The 16,690-nt window shown below is 71.1% G+C and carries 17 protein-coding genes; 7 read left to right on the forward strand and 10 right to left on the reverse strand.

What is annotated here, in order from left to right; genetic code table 11:
* Positions 1 to 714 (reverse strand): ChaN family lipoprotein (locus BGO22_RS08105; RefSeq protein WP_286850008.1); only part of this gene is annotated, 714 nt, incomplete at its 3' end.
* Between the two features lie 21 nt (positions 715 to 735).
* On the opposite strand from BGO22_RS08105, the gene BGO22_RS08110 reads away from it, so the two are divergent.
* Positions 736 to 1,863, forward strand: a complete 1,128-nt coding sequence (locus BGO22_RS08110; protein ID WP_083293192.1) for an AbrB family transcriptional regulator — start codon at positions 736 to 738, stop codon at positions 1,861 to 1,863.
* Between the two features lie 37 nt (positions 1,864 to 1,900).
* On the opposite strand, the gene BGO22_RS08115 is transcribed toward BGO22_RS08110, so the two are convergent.
* From BGO22_RS08115 to BGO22_RS08125, 3 genes are all read right to left on the reverse strand, one after another.
* Complete coding sequence (locus tag BGO22_RS08115) at positions 1,901 to 2,185, reverse strand: BTH_I0359 family protein (RefSeq protein WP_070399434.1); 285 nt, start codon at positions 2,183 to 2,185, stop codon at positions 1,901 to 1,903.
* Between the two features lie 162 nt (positions 2,186 to 2,347).
* Entirely contained in the window at positions 2,348 to 3,136 is a 789-nt protein-coding gene (locus BGO22_RS08120; protein ID WP_286850010.1) for a DUF3108 domain-containing protein, read from the reverse strand.
* Complete coding sequence (locus tag BGO22_RS08125) at positions 3,133 to 4,017, reverse strand: IclR family transcriptional regulator (RefSeq protein WP_070399436.1); 885 nt, start codon at positions 4,015 to 4,017, stop codon at positions 3,133 to 3,135. The genes BGO22_RS08120 and BGO22_RS08125 overlap by 4 nt, the downstream gene beginning before the upstream one ends.
* Positions 4,018 to 4,100: 83 nt before the next feature.
* Here BGO22_RS08125 and BGO22_RS08130 point away from each other — a divergent pair, with 83 nt between their 5' ends.
* Entirely contained in the window at positions 4,101 to 5,114 is a 1,014-nt protein-coding gene (locus BGO22_RS08130) for a fumarylacetoacetate hydrolase family protein (RefSeq protein WP_286850014.1), read from the forward strand.
* A gap of 30 nt (positions 5,115 to 5,144) precedes the next feature.
* On the opposite strand, the gene BGO22_RS08135 is transcribed toward BGO22_RS08130, so the two are convergent.
* The gene (locus tag BGO22_RS08135) at positions 5,145 to 5,504 is read right to left on the reverse strand and encodes a TraR/DksA family transcriptional regulator (RefSeq protein ID WP_286850017.1); all 360 of its coding nucleotides are present in this window, start codon (positions 5,502 to 5,504) and stop codon (positions 5,145 to 5,147) included.
* A gap of 109 nt (positions 5,505 to 5,613) precedes the next feature.
* Here BGO22_RS08135 and BGO22_RS08140 point away from each other — a divergent pair, with 109 nt between their 5' ends.
* Genes BGO22_RS08140 through BGO22_RS08150 form a run of 3 tightly spaced genes read left to right on the forward strand, consistent with a single transcriptional unit; the run spans position 5,614 to position 8,628 of the window.
* Positions 5,614 to 6,456 (forward strand): enoyl-CoA hydratase/isomerase family protein, encoded by an 843-nt coding sequence (locus BGO22_RS08140; protein ID WP_286850020.1) that lies wholly within the window; start codon positions 5,614 to 5,616, stop codon positions 6,454 to 6,456.
* Positions 6,457 to 6,485: 29 nt separating this feature from the next.
* Positions 6,486 to 7,304 carry a PhaM family polyhydroxyalkanoate granule multifunctional regulatory protein gene (locus BGO22_RS08145; protein ID WP_286850023.1) on the forward strand — a complete coding sequence of 273 codons (819 nt, stop codon included), beginning with the start codon at positions 6,486 to 6,488 and terminating at the stop codon, positions 7,302 to 7,304.
* Positions 7,305 to 7,335: 31 nt separating this feature from the next.
* Positions 7,336 to 8,628 carry an FIST signal transduction protein gene (locus BGO22_RS08150; protein WP_286850026.1) on the forward strand — a complete coding sequence of 431 codons (1,293 nt, stop codon included), beginning with the start codon at positions 7,336 to 7,338 and terminating at the stop codon, positions 8,626 to 8,628.
* A gap of 13 nt (positions 8,629 to 8,641) precedes the next feature.
* On the opposite strand, the gene BGO22_RS08155 is transcribed toward BGO22_RS08150, so the two are convergent.
* Both BGO22_RS08155 and BGO22_RS08160 read right to left on the reverse strand, forming a co-directional pair.
* Positions 8,642 to 9,292, reverse strand: coding sequence for a ProQ/FINO family protein (locus BGO22_RS08155; protein ID WP_070399440.1), 651 nt, complete (start codon positions 9,290 to 9,292; stop codon positions 8,642 to 8,644).
* A 53-nt stretch (positions 9,293 to 9,345) separates the two neighbouring features.
* Positions 9,346 to 10,077, reverse strand: coding sequence for a helix-turn-helix domain-containing protein (locus tag BGO22_RS08160; protein ID WP_286850028.1), 732 nt, complete (start codon positions 10,075 to 10,077; stop codon positions 9,346 to 9,348).
* Positions 10,078 to 10,212: 135 nt separating this feature from the next.
* On the opposite strand from BGO22_RS08160, the gene BGO22_RS08165 reads away from it, so the two are divergent.
* Positions 10,213 to 12,162 (forward strand): MFS transporter, encoded by a 1,950-nt coding sequence (locus tag BGO22_RS08165; protein ID WP_286850031.1) that lies wholly within the window; start codon positions 10,213 to 10,215, stop codon positions 12,160 to 12,162.
* A 3-nt stretch (positions 12,163 to 12,165) separates the two neighbouring features.
* On the opposite strand, the gene BGO22_RS08170 is transcribed toward BGO22_RS08165, so the two are convergent.
* Positions 12,166 to 14,463: a PAS domain-containing hybrid sensor histidine kinase/response regulator gene (locus tag BGO22_RS08170; protein WP_286850033.1), complete on the reverse strand. Its 2,298-nt coding sequence runs from the start codon at positions 14,461 to 14,463 to the stop codon at positions 12,166 to 12,168.
* A gap of 116 nt (positions 14,464 to 14,579) precedes the next feature.
* Between BGO22_RS08170 and BGO22_RS08175 the strand changes: the two genes are divergently transcribed.
* On the forward strand, positions 14,580 to 15,359 hold the full coding sequence (locus BGO22_RS08175) for a hypothetical protein (protein ID WP_139147058.1): 780 nt from the start codon (positions 14,580 to 14,582) through the stop codon (positions 15,357 to 15,359).
* Positions 15,360 to 15,439: 80 nt separating this feature from the next.
* Here BGO22_RS08175 and BGO22_RS08180 read toward each other — a convergent pair whose 3' ends face one another.
* Together BGO22_RS08180 and BGO22_RS08185 are read right to left on the reverse strand one after the other, a co-directional pair.
* Positions 15,440 to 15,859, reverse strand: a complete 420-nt coding sequence (locus BGO22_RS08180) for a hypothetical protein (protein WP_286850036.1) — start codon at positions 15,857 to 15,859, stop codon at positions 15,440 to 15,442.
* Between the two features lie 190 nt (positions 15,860 to 16,049).
* A partial coding sequence (locus BGO22_RS08185; protein WP_286850038.1) for a response regulator occupies positions 16,050 to 16,690 on the reverse strand: 641 nt, incomplete at its 5' end.

The raw sequence follows: 16,690 nt of genomic DNA on the forward strand, positions 1-16,690 counted from the left end.
GTCGGCGCCGGCCGCGCCCGCGCGCGCCACCACCACGCGGCGGGCCTGGCCGGCGGGCAGGTGCAGCGGCACCCCGATGTCCGTGCGCACATGGCCGTTGCCCGCGATCAGCAGCACCGTGCGGCCCGGCGCCAGGGCCTGGAGCGCGGTGTCCGCCAACGAACGGTCGCGCGCGAGCTGGATGCGCGTCATTGGCGCGATCTGGCTGTCGGGCAGCAGATCGCAGTGGCCTTCGCGCACGGCGGCGCGCTGGCGGTCCAGCACCGAGGCGTCCACCGACCGGTCCAGCGCGGTGTCGGCCATGGCCTCGCGCATCCGCGCGCGCGGCAGGTTGCCACCGAGCACGGGCACGTCCGCGCGCACGGCGGCCATCACCACCGGCCCGTAGACCGGCCAGGGCCAATTGGCCCCCTGGTCCCAGGCCAGGGCCTGGCGCACGGCGTCTTCGCTGGCGTCGCGCGACAGGTGGCGCGTATCGCGGCCGGCCTCGGCCATCTCCATCACCACGGCCGCGAGCCCGCCGCGCGTGGCCAGGGTCTGCACCAGTTCGCGCTGCAACTGCTGGTGCTCGGGCGCGTCGTGCTGCTCGCCCACCAGCAGCAGGGGCGTGGGCTGGGTGCGGGCGAGCAGGGCGGACAGGTCCCGAGGGGGTGTCTGGGCGCAGGCCGCGAGCCAGAGCACGGCCAGGCCAGTGGCGGCAAGGGAGGGCTTCATGCACCGATACTACGGGCCCCGATGGCGCCCTCCGCGCCGCCCGAGATTTCCCGAGTGCCTTTCCCTGTGTCGCGCTTCGGGCCGGCGTCCTGGACGCGCACGGCCCTGACCCTTTTGCTCGCCTACGCCGCTGCCCGCCTGTGCGTCTGGCTGGGCACGCCCATTCCCTGGATGATCGGACCGCTGCTGGCCAGCGCCCTGGTGTCGGTGCTGGGCGCGCCCACCGAAAGCTGGACACCGCTGCGCAACGCCGGACAGTGGGTGATCGGCGCGGCCCTGGGCCTGTACTTCACCCCCGAGGTGGGCGCCCTGGTCGCCGGCTTGTGGTGGGCGATCGTCCTGGGCGTGGCCTGGGCGCTGCTGCTGGGCCTGGGCTTCGCGGCCTGGCTGCGGCGCCAGCACGCGGCGCGCCTGCGGCTGCCGCCCGCGCAGTTGATCGCCACCACCTATTTTTCGGGCGCCATCGGCGGCGCGTCCGAGATGACCCTGTTGGCCGAGCGCCAGGGCGCGCGCACCGACTTGGTGGCCGCCGCCCACACCCTGCGCGTGCTGCTTGTCACGGTCACCATTCCGTTCGCCCTGCAGGCCGCGGGCGTGCATGGGCTGGACACGCTGCCGCCCGCCATCCGCGAGGTGCACGCGGGTGGGCTGGCCCTGCTGGGGCTGCTCACGCTGGCCGGTGCCCTGGCCATGCAGCGACTGGGCCGCGCCAACCCCTGGTTCATGGGCGCGCTGGTGGTGACCATGGCGATCACGCTGGCGGGCGTGCAGCTCTCGGCCCTGCCGCTGGCCTTCACCAACGCGGCCCAGCTGTTCATCGGCGTGAGCCTGGGGGTGCGCTTCACGCCGGCCTTCGCGCACACGGCGCCGCGCTGGCTGGGTTCGGTGGCACTGGCCACCTTCGCCATGATGGCCCTGTGCGCCGGCTTCGGCTGGGTGGTGGCGCGGCTCACGGGTCTGCACCCGGTGACCATGCTGCTGGGCACCTCACCAGGGGGCATCGCCGAGATGGCCATCACCGCCAAGGTGCTGCAGCTGGGCGTGCCGGTGGTGACCGCCTTCCAGGTTTGCCGCCTGGTGGCGGTGCTGGTCCTGGCCGAGCCGGTGTACCGCTGGCGCTGCGCGCGGGCACAAAAAAGCCTGGCATAGCCAGGCTGGGTGGGGTTGTCGGGGCGCCGTGGTGCGCTCAGTGCATCACGACCGGGTTCTGGGCCAGCGAGGCGTAGCCCTCCAGCGTGTTCTCCACCTCTTCCTGCGAGGGGCTGTTGCGCTGCCATTCCACGATCTGGGCCTGGAACATCTCGGCCCAGGAGCCGTCGAGGTAGACCTCCTTGCCCGAGCGCTTGTCCACGATTTCAAAGCCATGGCGCGGGATCTGCGGCCCGGTGTCGGTGGGGGCCTCACCGTCGGCCGGCGCGTTGGCCAGGATGTGGACCACCGCGAACGCTTCCGAGTCGTACAGCATGTGCATGGACTTGATTTCCTTTCCGCCAATCGCTTTCGGCGCTGATGCCGTTATATCGGCAAATTGCATCCCCACTGGAGCAGGGGTATGCCCCAGTTGGGGACCCGGCGGCGTTTTTCAATCGGCTTGTGGCGTTTGAGCCGAAACGGGTTCCGGGGGGGCCAGCGGCTAGGGCAAACGGGCGAGCCGTTGATCGGCCACATCGCCATTCGGCTGGGCGATGCGCAGGCGCACCGGCAGGTGGCCCAGGGCGGGCGCCAGCCAGACCTCGACCGTGCTGTCGTGCGGCTTGCGCGGGGTGCGTTTCAGCAGCCGGGCCTCGATGTTGCCGGCCGGCAGGCGCAGGGTCTCCAGAGCGCCCACCTCGAACTGCCAGATCTCGGCATCGCCCACGCCGGCCACCTGGAAGCTCAGCACGTCGCCGGTCTGGCGCGGCTGGGCGCGCAGCAGGCCGGCGAGCTGCAGGAACAGGCTCAGCCGGTCCTGCGCGCCAGGCAGCCACTCGGCCTCGGGGGCGTTGTTGCTGAAGCGGATGCGCTTGGCCTCGGGCTCGAACTGCACGGCGCGCTCGCTGCTGCGCTTGTCGGCGAACCGCGTCGGCCGCAGGCCGTCGGGGCCCACGCTGCCCTGGCTGGTCTGCACGCGCTTGCCGAGCAGGGGCATGGCGAGTTCCAGGCGGGCCTCGTAGTTCGGGCCCTCGCGGCGCCAGGAGAGGCTGCCGGTGGCGCGGTAGTCGAAGCCCTTGGCCTGGCCGAACACCTCGTAACTCAGCTCACTCGCCGGGGGCGGGTCGCTGCGCGGGGCGGTGGCGCTGGCGGCGGGTGCCGGTGGCGCGGCGGCGAACGCGGTGCCACCCCCCAGGGGGCCGAGCGCCGCGGCGAGGGCCGCCAGCACGCCGGCGCCCAGCCACAGCCAGGGGCGGGATATCGGGCCCACGGGGGTCTTGAGTGGCTTCATGGCTCGTCGGACCGGGGCGCCGCTTCGCGGTGCCCGAGATCGGCGCTGAGCCGACGGGCGGCGTCGCGCAGCGCGGTCGCCGGGCCGCCGTCCCAGTCGGTGTCCAGGGTGGCCACCGAGCCCAGCACCACCATGGCCAGCACCATGCGGCCTTGCACGTCGAACACGGGGGCGCCAAAGCCGGCCACGCTGGCCTGCAGGCTGTGCACCACGCGCGCCACGCCGCGGCGGCGCACCTCGTCGAGCATTTCCTGCACCTCGGCCATGGAGGTGGGCAGGTCCAGCGGCAAGGGGCCGTTGCGCGGCAGCTTCTTCAGGCGCGCGAGTTCCTCGCGGATCATGGGGCCGACGCGCTGGGCGTCGTGGCCCTCGTCGCCCATGAAAGCGGCGAAGCAGCGGCCGGTGGCGGACGACAGCAGGGGCATCACGTCGCCCAGGCGCAGCGCCACGGGCACGGCCTGGGGCGCCTCGGTCCAGTGCACCATGGTGGGCCCCTGGTTGCCCCAGACGGCGATGGCCAGGGTGTGACCGGTGAGCGGCAGCAGGGCGTCGATGCGCTCGCGCGCCAGGCGCACGGCGTCGATGCGCGACAGGCTGGCCAGGCCCAGGCGCAGCGCGGCCGGCCCCAGGTCGTAGCGGGTGCTGGCGCTGTCCTGCGTGACCAGGCCCAGGCGCTGGAAGCTCACCAGGTAGCGGTGGGCCTTGGCCGCGCTCATGCCGGCGGCGGCGGCCAGGTCGCGCAGCATCAGTGCGCCGCTGGCCCTCGACAGGGCGTTCAACAATTCAAAGCCGACCTCGACCGATTGGATGCCCGCGCGCTGGGGTTCGCTGTCGTCGCTCTCGTTGGCGGGGCTTTGGTCTAGAATCTCACTCTTACGCATAGGTTAATCGATTTCACTATCCGTAATTATCGCCCCAAAGCCCCCGGGGCACCCATCCACTCAGAAGGCAGCAGGAGATACGCATGAAACTCGCCACCTACAAGGACGGCTCGCGCGACGGACAACTGGTGGTGGTCTCGCGTGACCTGAGCACGGCCCATTATGCGACCGGCATCGCGAACACCCTGCAACAGGCCCTGGACGACTGGAACTTCATCAGCCCCCAGCTGCAGGACCTGTACGTGACCCTGAACCAGGGCAAGGCGCGCCACGCCTTTCCCTTCGACCCGGCCATGTGCATGGCGCCGCTGCCGCGCGCCTACCAGTGGGCCGACGGCTCGGCTTACCTGAACCACGTGGAGCTGGTGCGCGCCGCGCGCAACTCCGTGGTGCCGGCCAGCTTCTACGAAGACCCGCTGATGTACCAGGGCGGCAGCGACGACTTCATCGGCCCGATGGACGACGTGGTGGTGCCCAGCGAGGACTACGGCATCGACTTCGAGGCCGAGATCACCGTCATCACCGGCGACGTGCCCATGTGCGCGACGCCCGAGCAGGCGCTCGAGGGCATCCGCCTGGTGATGCTGGCCAACGACGTGTCATTGCGCAACCTGATTCCCGCCGAACTGGCCAAGGGCTTCGGCTTCTTCCAGAGCAAGCCCGCCACCGCCTTCAGCCCCGTGGCCGTGACGCCCGACGAGCTGGGCGACGCCTGGCAGGGCGGGCGCCTGCACCTCACGCTGCAGAGCACCTGGAACGGCCGCAAGGTCGGCATGTGCGAGGCCGGCCCCGAGATGACCTTCCACTTCGGCCAGCTCATCGCCCACATCGGCAAGACGCGCAACGTGCGCGCGGGCTCCATCGTGGGCAGCGGCACGGTGAGCAACAAGGGCGTGGAAGTCGATGGCCGCAAGGACTGGCCCAAGGGCTACAGCTGCATCGCCGAGAAGCGCGCGATCGAGACCATCCTCGACGGCAAGCCCTCCACCGCCTTCATGAAGTACGGCGACACCATCCGCATCGAGATGAAGGGCAAGGACGGCCAGTCCATCTTCGGCGCGATCGACCAGAAGATCGCGCCGCTGACCAAGGCCTGAACCCGGCCCCGGGGCGCGGACCGCGCCCGATCAGCGCTCGGCCCGCGCCTGGCAGTCCAGGCAGCGGTCGGCCGTGGGCTGCGCGTGCAGGCGCGCGGCGGGTATCTGCGCGCCGCAGTCCACGCACAGGCCATAGCTGCCGTCGGCGATGCGCGCGAGCGCGGCGTCGATGGCGGCCAGTTCGCCCGCTTCACGCTCGCCCAGCTCCGAGCCGAGGTCGAAGGCCGGGTCCGCGACGGCGTCGTTGTCGTCGGCCGCCCGGGCGCGCTTGTCGGCCGCCACCTCGGCGCGGCTGCGGACACCGCCCCGCTGGGCGTACAGGCGCTCCAGCAGCGCCTGGCGCGCGGCACGCAACTGGATCTCGAAGGTATCGGAAATGAACGTGCTCATGGGGGCCTCCTGCGTGGCCGCCATCTTGGGCCCGGCCGGCGCCGTGGCGCTTGATGCAGGTCAAGCACAATCGATCGGTCCAAGAGCAAACGACCATCAGGAGACCACCATGAGCTCGACCATCGACTACAGCCGCTACCAGACCCTGGAGATCAGCCGCCGTGGCCCGCTGGTGAACGGCACGCCCAGCGTGCTCGACATCCGCATGCGCGCCGATGGCCCCGGCGGCAACGGCAAGCTGCCCACCGCCGGCCACGAAGGCCACTGGGAGCTGAGCGAGATCTGGCGCGACGTGGGCCGCGACGACAGCGTGCGCGCCGCCGTGCTGCGCGGCAGCGGCATGGGCTTTTCCGGTGGCGGCGACCTGGCCCTGGTGCAGGACATGGCCACCGACTTCGAGGTGCGCTCGCGCGTCTGGAAGGAAGCGCGCGACCTGGTCTACAACGTCATCAACTGCGACAAGCCCATCGTCAGCGCCATGCACGGCCCGGCCGTGGGCGCGGGCCTGGTGGCCGGCCTGCTGGCCGACATCTCCATCGCCGCGCGCAGCGCCAAGATCGTCGACGGCCACACGCGCCTGGGCGTGGCGGCGGGCGACCACGCGGCCATCGTCTGGCCGCTGCTGTGCGGCATGGCCAAGGCCAAGTACTACCTCATGCTGTGTGACGCCGTGAGCGGCGAAGAGGCCGAGCGCATCGGCCTGGTCTCGCTGGTGGTGGACGACGACCAGCTGCTCGACAAGGCCTACGAGGTGGCCGACCGCCTGGCCGGCGGCAGCGCCAGCGCGATCCGCTGGACCAAGTACTCGCTCAACAACTGGCTGCGCCAGGCGGGCCCGAGTTTCGACACCTCGCTCGCGCTGGAATTCATGGGTTTTGCCGGGCCCGACGTGCGCGAAGGTGTGGCATCCTTGCGCGAGCGCCGCGCGCCGCGCTACGGCGTCGACGGCTGATCCCCGGTCCTTCCATCGAGGAGTTCGCCATGAGCGATGCGTCCGCCAGCGGCTTCGGCAAGTTCGTGCCGGGTTTCGATTTCCTGCAGAACCTGGCCACGCAGGCCGCCGGCGGCATCGCCCAGGGCATCGGGCAGAACATCCCGCAGCTGCCCAACCTCAGCCACTGGGTGGCGCCCACCTTCAACGTCGAGGAACTCGAGAAGCGCATCGAGGAGCTCAAGGCCGTGCACTACTGGCTGGACCAGAACGCCAAGGCCCTGGGCGCCACCATCCAGGCGCTGGAGGTGCAGAAGATGACGCTGTCCACGCTGAAGTCCATGAACTTCAGCATGGGCGACGTGGCCAACGCGCTCAAGCTCAAGACGGCCGAGGTCGCCGCCAAGGCCAACTCCTTCCCGGGCCTGGAGGTGCCGCCGCGCACCTACAGCACCGAAGTGGCCAAACCCGCGCCCGCGCGGCGCAAGCCGGCCGCGAAGAAAGTGGCGCCCAAGGCCGACAAGGCCGGAGCGGCCGCTCCGGCGGGCGGTGTGGTCGATCCGCTGCAGTGGTGGGGCGCCCTGTCCCAGCAGTTCCAGCAGATCGCCACCAACGCCCTGAAGGACGCGGCCAAGCAAGGCGCGCTGGACACCACGCGCCAGGTCGCCACCGGCCTCACCGACGCCGCTGTGAAGACCGCCACCGGCCTGGCCGGCCAGGCCGCGCGCAGCGCCGCCGGCACCGTGGGCCGCGGCATGGGGGCGGCGGCGGGCGTGGGCCGTGCGGCGGCGCGTGCCGTCTCGTCCGGCGCCCCGGCGGCACCCGCCAAGAAGGCGGCGCCCCGAAAGACGCGCGACAAACGCGCTTGAACCCGCGGGCCCCGCGGGGCTCGAACACCGCATGAAACGTTTCCCCCAGGCGCACGCCACCCACCCGCAATGGCGCATGGCCGCCGCCATGGTGGTGGCGCAGCTGCGCGCGCAGATGGCCCTGCCCGACCACGCCAGCCAGCCCTCGCTGGGTTTGCTCTACATCACCGACCACTACGCCGGCGAGGCCGAGGCCCTGCTGGAGTGGATGAGCGCCGAACTGCCCGAGGTGACCGACTGGGCCGGCACCGTGGGCGTGGGCGTCTCGGCCAGCAACGTGGAGTACTTCGACGAGCCGGCGCTGTCGGTGATGCTGTGCGACCTGAGCCCCGACCAGTACCGCGTGTTCAGTGGCGTGGCCCCGCTGTCGGCCAGCGGGCGCGCGGACGGCGGCGAGGGCTTCGTCGCCCACACGGCCCTGGTGCACGCCGACGCCGGCACGCCCGAGGTGGGTGAGCTGATCGCCGAAATGGCCGAGCGCACCGGCAGCGGCTACCTGTTCGGCGGCCTGGCGGGCAGCCGCGGCCCCACCGTGCAGTTCGCGCTGGGCAGCGCGGGCACCCTAAGCGGTCACGGCGCGGCCAGCGGGGTGTTCCACGGTGGGCTCAGCGGCGTGGCCTTCGGGCGCGAGGTGGGCATCGTCTCGCGCGTCACGCAGGGCGCGCAGCCGATCGCGGCGACCCACGTGGTCACCGAATCCGACGCTCACCTGGTGATCCGCCTGGACGGCGAGCCCGCGCTGGATGTGCTGCTGCGCGAACTGGAGATCTCGCTCGACCACCCCGAGCACGCCATGCTGCGGCTGCGCCACACCCTGGTGGGCGTGACCCGCCCTGGCCCCGACGGCACCCCGGTGGCGACCAGCGAGGCCTCGCACCGGCGCGGCGCCTTCGGGCACGAGGTGATCGTGCGCCACATCATCGGCCTGGACCCGGTGCGCCGGGGCGTGGCCATCGCCGAGCTGGCGCCCGAGGGCTCGCGGCTGGCCTTCTGCGAGCGCCACGTGCAGGCGGCGCGCGCCGACCTCATGCGCGTATGCGCCGAGGTGCGCGAGGAACTGGAGCCGGAGGAACTGCTGTTCGGCGCCGGTGCGGCCGAGGTGGAGGCCGCGCCGCGGCCGGCCCGCGCCATCGCGGGCGCGGTGTACGTGAGCTGCGCGGGCCGCGGCGGGCCGCACTTCGGCGGGCCGAGCGCCGAACTGCAGATCGTGCGCCACGCGCTGGGCGACGTGCCGCTGGTGGGCTTCTTCGCCGGTGGCGAGATCGCGCACCACCGGCTCTACGGCTACACCGGCGTGCTGACGGTCTTCGTGCGCGAGGGCTGAGCCGGCCGCGCCCTCAGCGGCGCTGGCGCGCGCGCTCCAGGGCGCGCTGCGCGTCGTCCGGCGTCATGCCATAGCCGTCGGCGAAGGCCGCCACGCTCAGGCCGCTCGATTCGAACGCCCGCAGCAGCGCGGCCTCGCGCGCGATGCGCGCGCTGGCCTCGTCCAGCGCCGCCTCGGTGGCCGCGTTGATCGCCTCGTCGCGCCCGCGCACCAGCGTGGCATAGGCCTCGCGGCCCAGGCCGCTGGCCTCGAAGGCGCGCGCGATGCGCTGGCGCAGTTGCGGCGCCAGGTCTTCGGGGCTGCGCGACTGGCGGCGGCGGTACACCTCCACGATGGCGTGGTGGCGCTGCTCGGGGGCGACCACCTCCACCGCCTGGCCTTGCAGGTCGCGGCGCGGCTGGCCCGAGCCCACGGCGTTGAGGTAGCGCGTGCTGCGCGTGTGCAGGCCCAGGGCGGCCTTCAGGGCCTCGGCCTCCAGCGCCTCGCCGTGCGCGGCGATCAGGTCTTCGAAGATGCCGCGCTTGAGCGGGCGCGGCTCGTCGCCGAACAGGGCGGGGTGCCACTCGGCGAGCTGCGCCAGCAGCGGGTGGCGCGGCGCGGACGGAGCCTTGGGCGTCTTGGGGCCCTGGCGCGGGCGCCGGGGCTGGGGTCGGGTCTCGTTCATGCAGGGGTCGGTTCGACAGGCAAGCCCGCGATCATGCCAGCGGCGCGGCCGGTTCAGCGGCGCAGGTGGGTGAAGGCCTCGAATTCCCAGCGGCGCATGGCCAGCACCAGGGTGTAGCCCTCGCGGTCCTTCTCGGCCAGTTTCTGGTCGGTCTGGTGCTGCTGCGCGAAGTCCTGCGCCACGCGCTGCAGGCGCTCCAGGAACAGCGGCGCCAGCGTGCGGCTCACCGAGCCGTGCACCAGCATCAGGCCCTCGCCGGGGCCGTCGAAGCCGCCCGCGAAGTAGTCGAGCAAGGCGTGTTCGCGGAAGAAGTTCATCACCGCGCCGTGCGGCCGCCAGCGGAAAGTCTTGGCCAGCTTGAGGCGGTAGCGGTTGAGCGGGCGCAGCTCGATGATGCCGATGCGGTCGAGCTGGGCCAAGGACTTCACGCAGTCGGCCTCGCTGAGCCGGTAGGTGCCGGTGATCTGCTCCACCGTCCATTGGCTCAGCACGCAGATGGCCACCAGCAGCAGCTTCTTGTCGGCTACCACGGCCCGCTCCTGCGCGGGCGTGAGCTCGGTCACCAGCGGCTGCGCGTCGGCGACGCGGCGCGCGAGTTCCGCGAAGTCGAGCTTGAGCGCGTGGCAGATGGCGTCGATGCGCGAGAGCGACATGTCGCCCTTGGCCAGCATGCGCTTGACGCTGGACTCGGCCATGTCCATGGCGCTCGCCAGGTCGGCGTAGGTCATGTGCGCGGATTTGAGTTCCCGCTTGAGGGCGGTGACGAGGTCGGCGGTGGTGCTCATGGGTGGTCAGAGTATCGAAATTCGGTACCCTGGATGGTGCCAGCCGATCCCGTATCGAAATTCGCGCGGTGGGCGGTGTGGGCGGGCAGAATCCGCCGCGCGCCTTCCCGGCGCCCACCCAGAGGAGGAGACGCCATGACCACCGCCACGCTGTCCCCGGACACCGGCGCCGTGCCCCAGGCCCCGGGCCACAACCAGTTTGCCCTGCTCAAGCAGCGCCGCTTCGCGCCCTTCTTCTGGACGCAGTTCCTCGGCGCCGCGAACGACAACCTCTTCAAGTTCGCGTTCACGGTGCTGGTCACCTACCAGCTGCAGATCGGCTGGCTGCCCGCCAGCCTGGCAGGCCTGGTGATCGGCGCGCTCTTCATCCTGCCCTTCCTGCTGTTCTCGGCCACCAGCGGCCAGCTCGCCGACAAGCTGGACAAGCGCTCGCTCATGGTCTTCGTCAAGCGGCTGGAGATCGGCATCATGGCGCTGGCCGCCTGGGGCTTCTTCGGCCAGCACGTCGCCGTGCTGCTGGCCTGCACCTTTCTCATGGGCCTGCACTCCACCCTGTTCGGTCCGGTGAAGTTCGCCTACCTGCCGCAGCACCTGGGCGAGCGCGAGCTCACCGGCGGCAACGGCATGGTCGAGATGGGCACCTTCGTCGCCATCCTGCTCGGCAACGTGGCGGGCGGCCTGATCATCGCCGTGCCCGAGATCGGCGCGCACCACGTGGGCTTCGCCTGCGTGGGCCTGGCGCTGCTGGGGCGCTTCGCCTCGCACCATGTGCCGCCCACGCCGGCCACCGATCCTGCGTTGGTCATCAACTGGAACGCGGTGAGCGAGACCTGGCGCAACCTCAAGCTGGCCCATGGCAACACGGTGGTGTTCCGCTCGGTGCTGGGCATCAGCTGGATGTGGTTCTTCGGCGCCGTCTTCCTCAGCCTGTTCCCCGCCTTCGCGCGCGACGTGCTGCACGGCAACGAGCAGGTGGCCTCGCTGCTGCTGGTGGTGTTCTCGGTCGGCATTGGCGTCGGCTCGCTGCTGTGCGAGGTGCTGTCGCGCCGGCACGTGGAGATCGGCCTGGTGCCACTGGGCGCCATCGGCATGAGCGTGTTCGCCATCGACCTGTACTTCGCCACGCGCGGCCTGCCGCCGGCCGGGGTGATGGCGCTGGGGGCCTTCCTGTCGCAGCCGGCGCACGCGCGCGTGCTGATCGACCTGGCGCTGCTGAGCCTGTTCGCCGGCCTGTACAGCGTGCCCATGTACGCGCTGATCCAGATGCGCAGCCGGCCCACGCACCGCGCGCGCATCATCGCCGCCAACAACATCCTCAATGCGCTGTTCATGATCGCCAGCGCGCTGGTGGCCGGCGCGCTGCTGCAGATGGGGTTCACCATCCCGCAGATGTTCCTGGTGGTGGGGCTTGCGAACGCCGTGGTGGCGTTCTACATCTTCATGCTGGTGCCCGAGTACCTGCTGCGTTTCGTGGCCTGGGTGGCCTCGCGCCTGGTCTACCGCTTCCAGGTGAGTGGCGACGAGAGCATCCCCACCAAAGGCGCGGCGGTGCTGGTGTGCAACCACGTGAGCTTCGTCGACGCGGTGCTGATCATGGCCGCCAGTCCGCGCCCGATCCGCTTCCTCATGGACCACCGCATCTTCCGCCAGCCGCTGCTGGGCGGGCTGTTCCGCCTGGCCAAGGCGATCCCCGTCGCGCCGCAGAGCGAGGACCCCGGTGCCTACGACGCTGCGTTCGAGCGCGCCGCCCAGGCGTTGCGCGAGGGCGAACTGGTGGCGATCTTCCCCGAGGGCGGCATCACGCGCGACGGTCAGCTGCAGGCTTTCCGGGGCGGCGTGATCAAGATCCTGGAGCGCGCCCGCGCGGACGGCCTGGAGGTGCCCGTCATCCCCATGGGCCTGACCAACCTGTGGGGGTCGTTCTTCAGCCGCATCGAGGAGCGCCAGGGCGCGCGCGTGGCCATGGTGCGGCCGTTCCGCCGCGGCCTGTTCAACCGGGTGGGCCTGAACGTGGGCGCGCCGCTGGCCGCGCCGGGCCTCACGCCCGACGGGCTGCGCGAGCGGGTGGCGGCGCTGCTCGCCTGAGGCTCAGGCCTCCAGCGCGGCGAGCAGGGCGTCGGGCTCGACGGGTTTGTGCAGGAGTGGGAAGCCGAGTTCGGAGGCTTCCTGGATGCGCTGGGGGGAGGTGTCGCCGGTGAGGATGTAGGTGGGCACTGGGGCGGGCAGGCAGGCGTGCACGGCGGCGATGGCCTGCACGGCGGTCATGTTGCCGCCGAGGCGGTAGTCGGAGAGCAGCAGGTCGATCTCGTGGGCGTGAGCGATGGCCAGCACGACGGCCTCGTCGGCGGAGTTGGCGCACCAGACCTGGTGGCCCCAGACCTGCAGCAGCTGCTGCATGCCCATGAGGACCTGCTCCTCGTCGTCGATGACGAGCACGCGGCGCGCGCCCGGGGCTGGCGCGGCGGCGGGCCGCCCGCTGCGCTGGATGGGCTCGGGGGGGGAGGGCGCGTGGGCGTGCGCAGGTGTGTGCGCAGGTGCGTTTGTGTGCGTGTGCGTGTGCGTGTGCGTCGGTGCGCGTGGCACGCTGATGCAAAAGAGCGAGCCGCGCCCGGGGGTGGAGCACACGCGCAGCGGCGCGTCGATGAGGCGGGCCGATCGTTTGACGATGGACAGGCCCAGCCCGAGGCCATGGGACTGGCTGCGCCGCGAGTGGGCGGCATCGATTTGGTAGAACTCCTCGAAGATGGCCTCCAGCTGCTCGGGGGCGATGCCGATGCCCTGGTCCCAGACCTGAATCTCCAGGCGATCGCCGCGCGATCGGGCGCCCAGCAGGATGCGCCCGCGCTGGGAGTAGCGGATGGCGTTGGCCATGAGGTTGGAGAGGATGCGGCGCAACACGGTGGCGTCGGTGCGCACCCAGGCCGAGGAGCTGGCCACATGCAGGCGCAGGCCCTTTTCGTGGGCGAGCTCGGCGAACTCCTGGTCGAGTTCGGCGAAGAGCTGGGCCAGGGGCAGGGCGGCGAGCTCGACCTGCACGGCGTTGGCGTCGAGACGGGAGACGTCGAGCAGCATGTTGAGCAGCTGGCCCAGGCCGTCCAGGGAGGACTGCATGCGCCGGCAGATCTGGGTGAGCTCGGAGCTGGGCACGCAGGGGGAGCGGGCCATGGCGCGCAGGGCGGTGAGGAACAGGCCCAGGGCGTGGATGGGCTGGCGCAGGTCGTGGCTGGCGGCGGCCAGGAAGACGGACTTGGCGCGGTCGGCGGCCTCGGCGCGGTCCTTCTGCGAGCGCAGGTCCTCGATGAGGGTGTGGATGCGCGCCTGCGCCTGGCGCCGGTCGCGGATGTCGCGGATGACCGTCATGCGCAGCCGCTCGCCCTTGATTTCCATGGTGCGGCCGATCAGTTCGACCGGGATCGTCTCGCCGTTCGCGTGGTGGATCTCCGACTCGAAGTAGGCGTCCGCCCCGCTGCCGATGGCCACGCGCGAGCGGTCCCGGTGGCGCCTTGGGGTCATCGACACCACCGTGCGCCCGACAAGTTCGGCGTGGGGGTGGCCCGAGAGCTGGCAGGCGGCCGGGTTGGCGTCGGTGATGGTGCCGTCGCGATGGAACAGCACCCCCTCCGCGCTGACCTCGAGGAAGCGCGACAGCCGTTCGCGCGAGGCGCGCAGGGCCCTCTCGGCGCGGTGGCGTTCGGTCACGTCGGTCATCAGCACGAAGGTGCCGCGCAGACGGCCATCGGGCGAGCGGTCGGCGGAGAGGGAGACCTCCAGGACCTCTTCCTCGTCCGCGCGGCGGCGCCGGTGCAGGAAGGTCAGGTCCTGGCCGCTGCGGGCGTACGGCCTGCCCGCCCTGCGCAGCTGAAGGCGTTCGTCGGGCGTGAGCAGGTCGGCCACGGTGCGGCCCAGGATCGAGGTGTCGTCGTGGCCCATCGCGCGCGCGAACCGGTTGTTCGCGAACAGGCAGCGCACCTTGGGCGGGGCGCTGAAGTACGCGAGCTGCATGGGCAGTTGCTCGAACAGTCGGCGGATCCAGCCAGTGAGCGCGTCGTGCGCCTGCCGCTCCACTTCCTGGTCCGTGACCTCGACCAGGTAGCAGCCGTGCGCGCGCTGCACCGGGTCCCACCATCCCGCGCAGCGGTAGTGAGCAACGCCCCGTGCGGGGTGCCACAAGCGCAGGGTCAGGGTGAAGTCGCGCGCGCGTGGCAGGGCCTGCAGCAGGTGCAGCCGGCTGTCGCGATCGAGGCCGTTGCGCCAGTCGCCGCCCCAGGGCGCTTCTTGCATGCACGCCTGCCAGCCGGGCGACGCCGCCAGCACCTCGCCCACCGCCGACAGCAGCGCGCCGATACCGGGCACCAAAGCCCAGGCGGCGGCGCTGTCGGGTGGCATGGGGATGGCAACAGGCGGCAAGGTGCTGAAGCCGGTCAATATAGTTCCCGCGCATTATTGAATCGGGCTGCTCGCGCGCCAAGACTCAAGGGGTCTGATCTGCAAGGAGGATGAGCGTGCACGCAGCCGGTTCCAACCCGCGTTTTTCCCCACCGTCCGGCACGCCACCGCGGGTGGCCGTCTCGCCAGGCGCGCTGCCGGTCGGTGCGGTCCTGAGCCACGTGGCCCGCATGGCCATGGATGCGGCCGACGCCCGCCAGCGCACGGTCGCGGCGGTCGACGCCTGCGCCCGCTTGATCGCCGCGCGCCAGCGCCTGACCCTGGCGCTTGACGGCCAGCAACGCATCGAACAACTCATGCAATTGGCCGATGGACGCGAGCGGGCGCGCCGCCTGCGGCCGGATGAGCGCGAGGCCCTCCAACCGCACCTTGAGGCGGTGTGGGCCCGGGCGGCCCAGGCCTTGAGCGAATGGCGCGACGCGGGCCAGCATTTCACCGGCGTGACCCATCTGTTGCCCACCCAGTTGTCGCACGCGGTGGCGCAGGCCCCCGCGCTGACGGTGCAGGCCTGGCAGGCGCTCATGCAGGCCCAGGTGCGCGAGGCGGGGGGCGGACCTTCCGACGAGGTCGACGTGGCCTTGTGCCGGTACATGGCCGCGCACCGGCGTTGCGAAGAGGCCCAGGCACGGGCCAGCGCCGCGCGCGCGGCGCGCGGCCAGGCCGAGTCCGGTTGGCGCATGGGTCGAGGCAGCCTGTCGGGCCTGGCCGGCGCCTGCCTGGCCGAAATGGCGAGCGTGGACACCTGGCTCGCGGCCGAGGCGCGGCGGGCCGCTGCGCGTGGCGCCTTGTGCGCGCTGGCGGGCGGCCTGGTGTGGCAACTGCCGCTCGAGCGCTGAGGAAAAAGTGGGGTGGGGCATAAAAAAAGCCGTTCACGCCCGAAGGCATGAACGGCTCGGTGCATGGGCCGCCGGCCGAATCAATGCACCGCGGTGGCAAACCCTTCAACCGTCGCGGGCGTGCGGAACCACAGGCCCGCGAAACCGCTGTAGCGCGTCAGGTTGCTGAGCCGGACGCGCTTGTCGATCTTTTTCTCGAAGTACGGCAGACGGTTCAGCATCTGGATCACGTTCGGTTCCCAGCGAAGCACCTTGATGAAGGCGGCATAGATCTCCATGCCCGCGGGGCTGAAGCCCACGGGGCGCACGCTGATCCGCACGAGCTCGGGTGTCAGACCCAGGACCTGGAAGCACTCGTTGATGAGGGACTCGTAGTCGGCGGCGATGGTGGTGGGCATGATTGCAGAGTCGATGTCCGAGTCCATCCGCTCGCCGCTCATACGGGTCGTGCTCCGGATGCCGAGTCGCTGCATCACGCCATTGGCCAGTGCTTGTCTCATGGTTCCACCTCGTTGGTGAGTGAGCGTTCGTGCGCCGGTCGGAGGGTGACTGCACGCGCGTTCAACATGGACTTCAGTATCCGGACGCGGGGCGTTTGTCTCAATAATGCGCGAGCACTATTTTGATTTTTCGCTCGTGAACACGGGTCCCGACGACCCGGTTTCCCTCTGAAAACGAAGGCGCGAATGCTCAGAGGTTGGAGCCGACGTCGGGGGCTTCCATGAGCCCCGACTGCATCGCGTAGGCCGCGATCTCCGCGCCGTTGTGCAGGCCCAGCTTGAGCATCACGTTCTGCCGGTGCTTGCGCGCCGTGAGCACGCTGATGTGCAGCGCGTCGGCGATTTCCTGGTTGGTACCGCCGCGCGCGATCATGCGCACGATCTGCTGCTCGCGCTGCGTGAGTGTCTGCGGCAGGCCCTGGGCGTTGGGCCGCTTGTTGGCGGAGCTGTCCAGACCCTTCGCCACCTGAGGGCTGATGTAGCGCCGACCCTCCATGACGGCGCGGATCGCGTCGAGCAGTTCGGCGCCCTGCTCGTGCTTCAGCACGAAGCCGTTGACCCCGGCCCCGAAGGCATTGGCCACCGACCCCGGGTAGACGTTGCCCGTGACGACCAGGATGCGCAGGTTGGGGGCCACGCGCCGCACGCGCCGCGCCACCTCGACGCCCGAGCTGTCCGACAGGGCCAGGTCGAGCAGCAGCAGGTCGGGCTTGTGGAACTGCACCAGCAGCTCGACATCGCTGCCCTTGGCCGTTTCGGCCACCAGATCAAAGTCGCCAGCGGACTGCAGCAGCATGCCGATGCCTTGGCGAACGAGTGCGTGGTCTTCAG

It is taken from the genome of Hydrogenophaga sp. 70-12, assembly GCF_001897365.1.
Taxonomy (GTDB): domain Bacteria; phylum Pseudomonadota; class Gammaproteobacteria; order Burkholderiales; family Burkholderiaceae_C; genus Hydrogenophaga; species Hydrogenophaga borbori.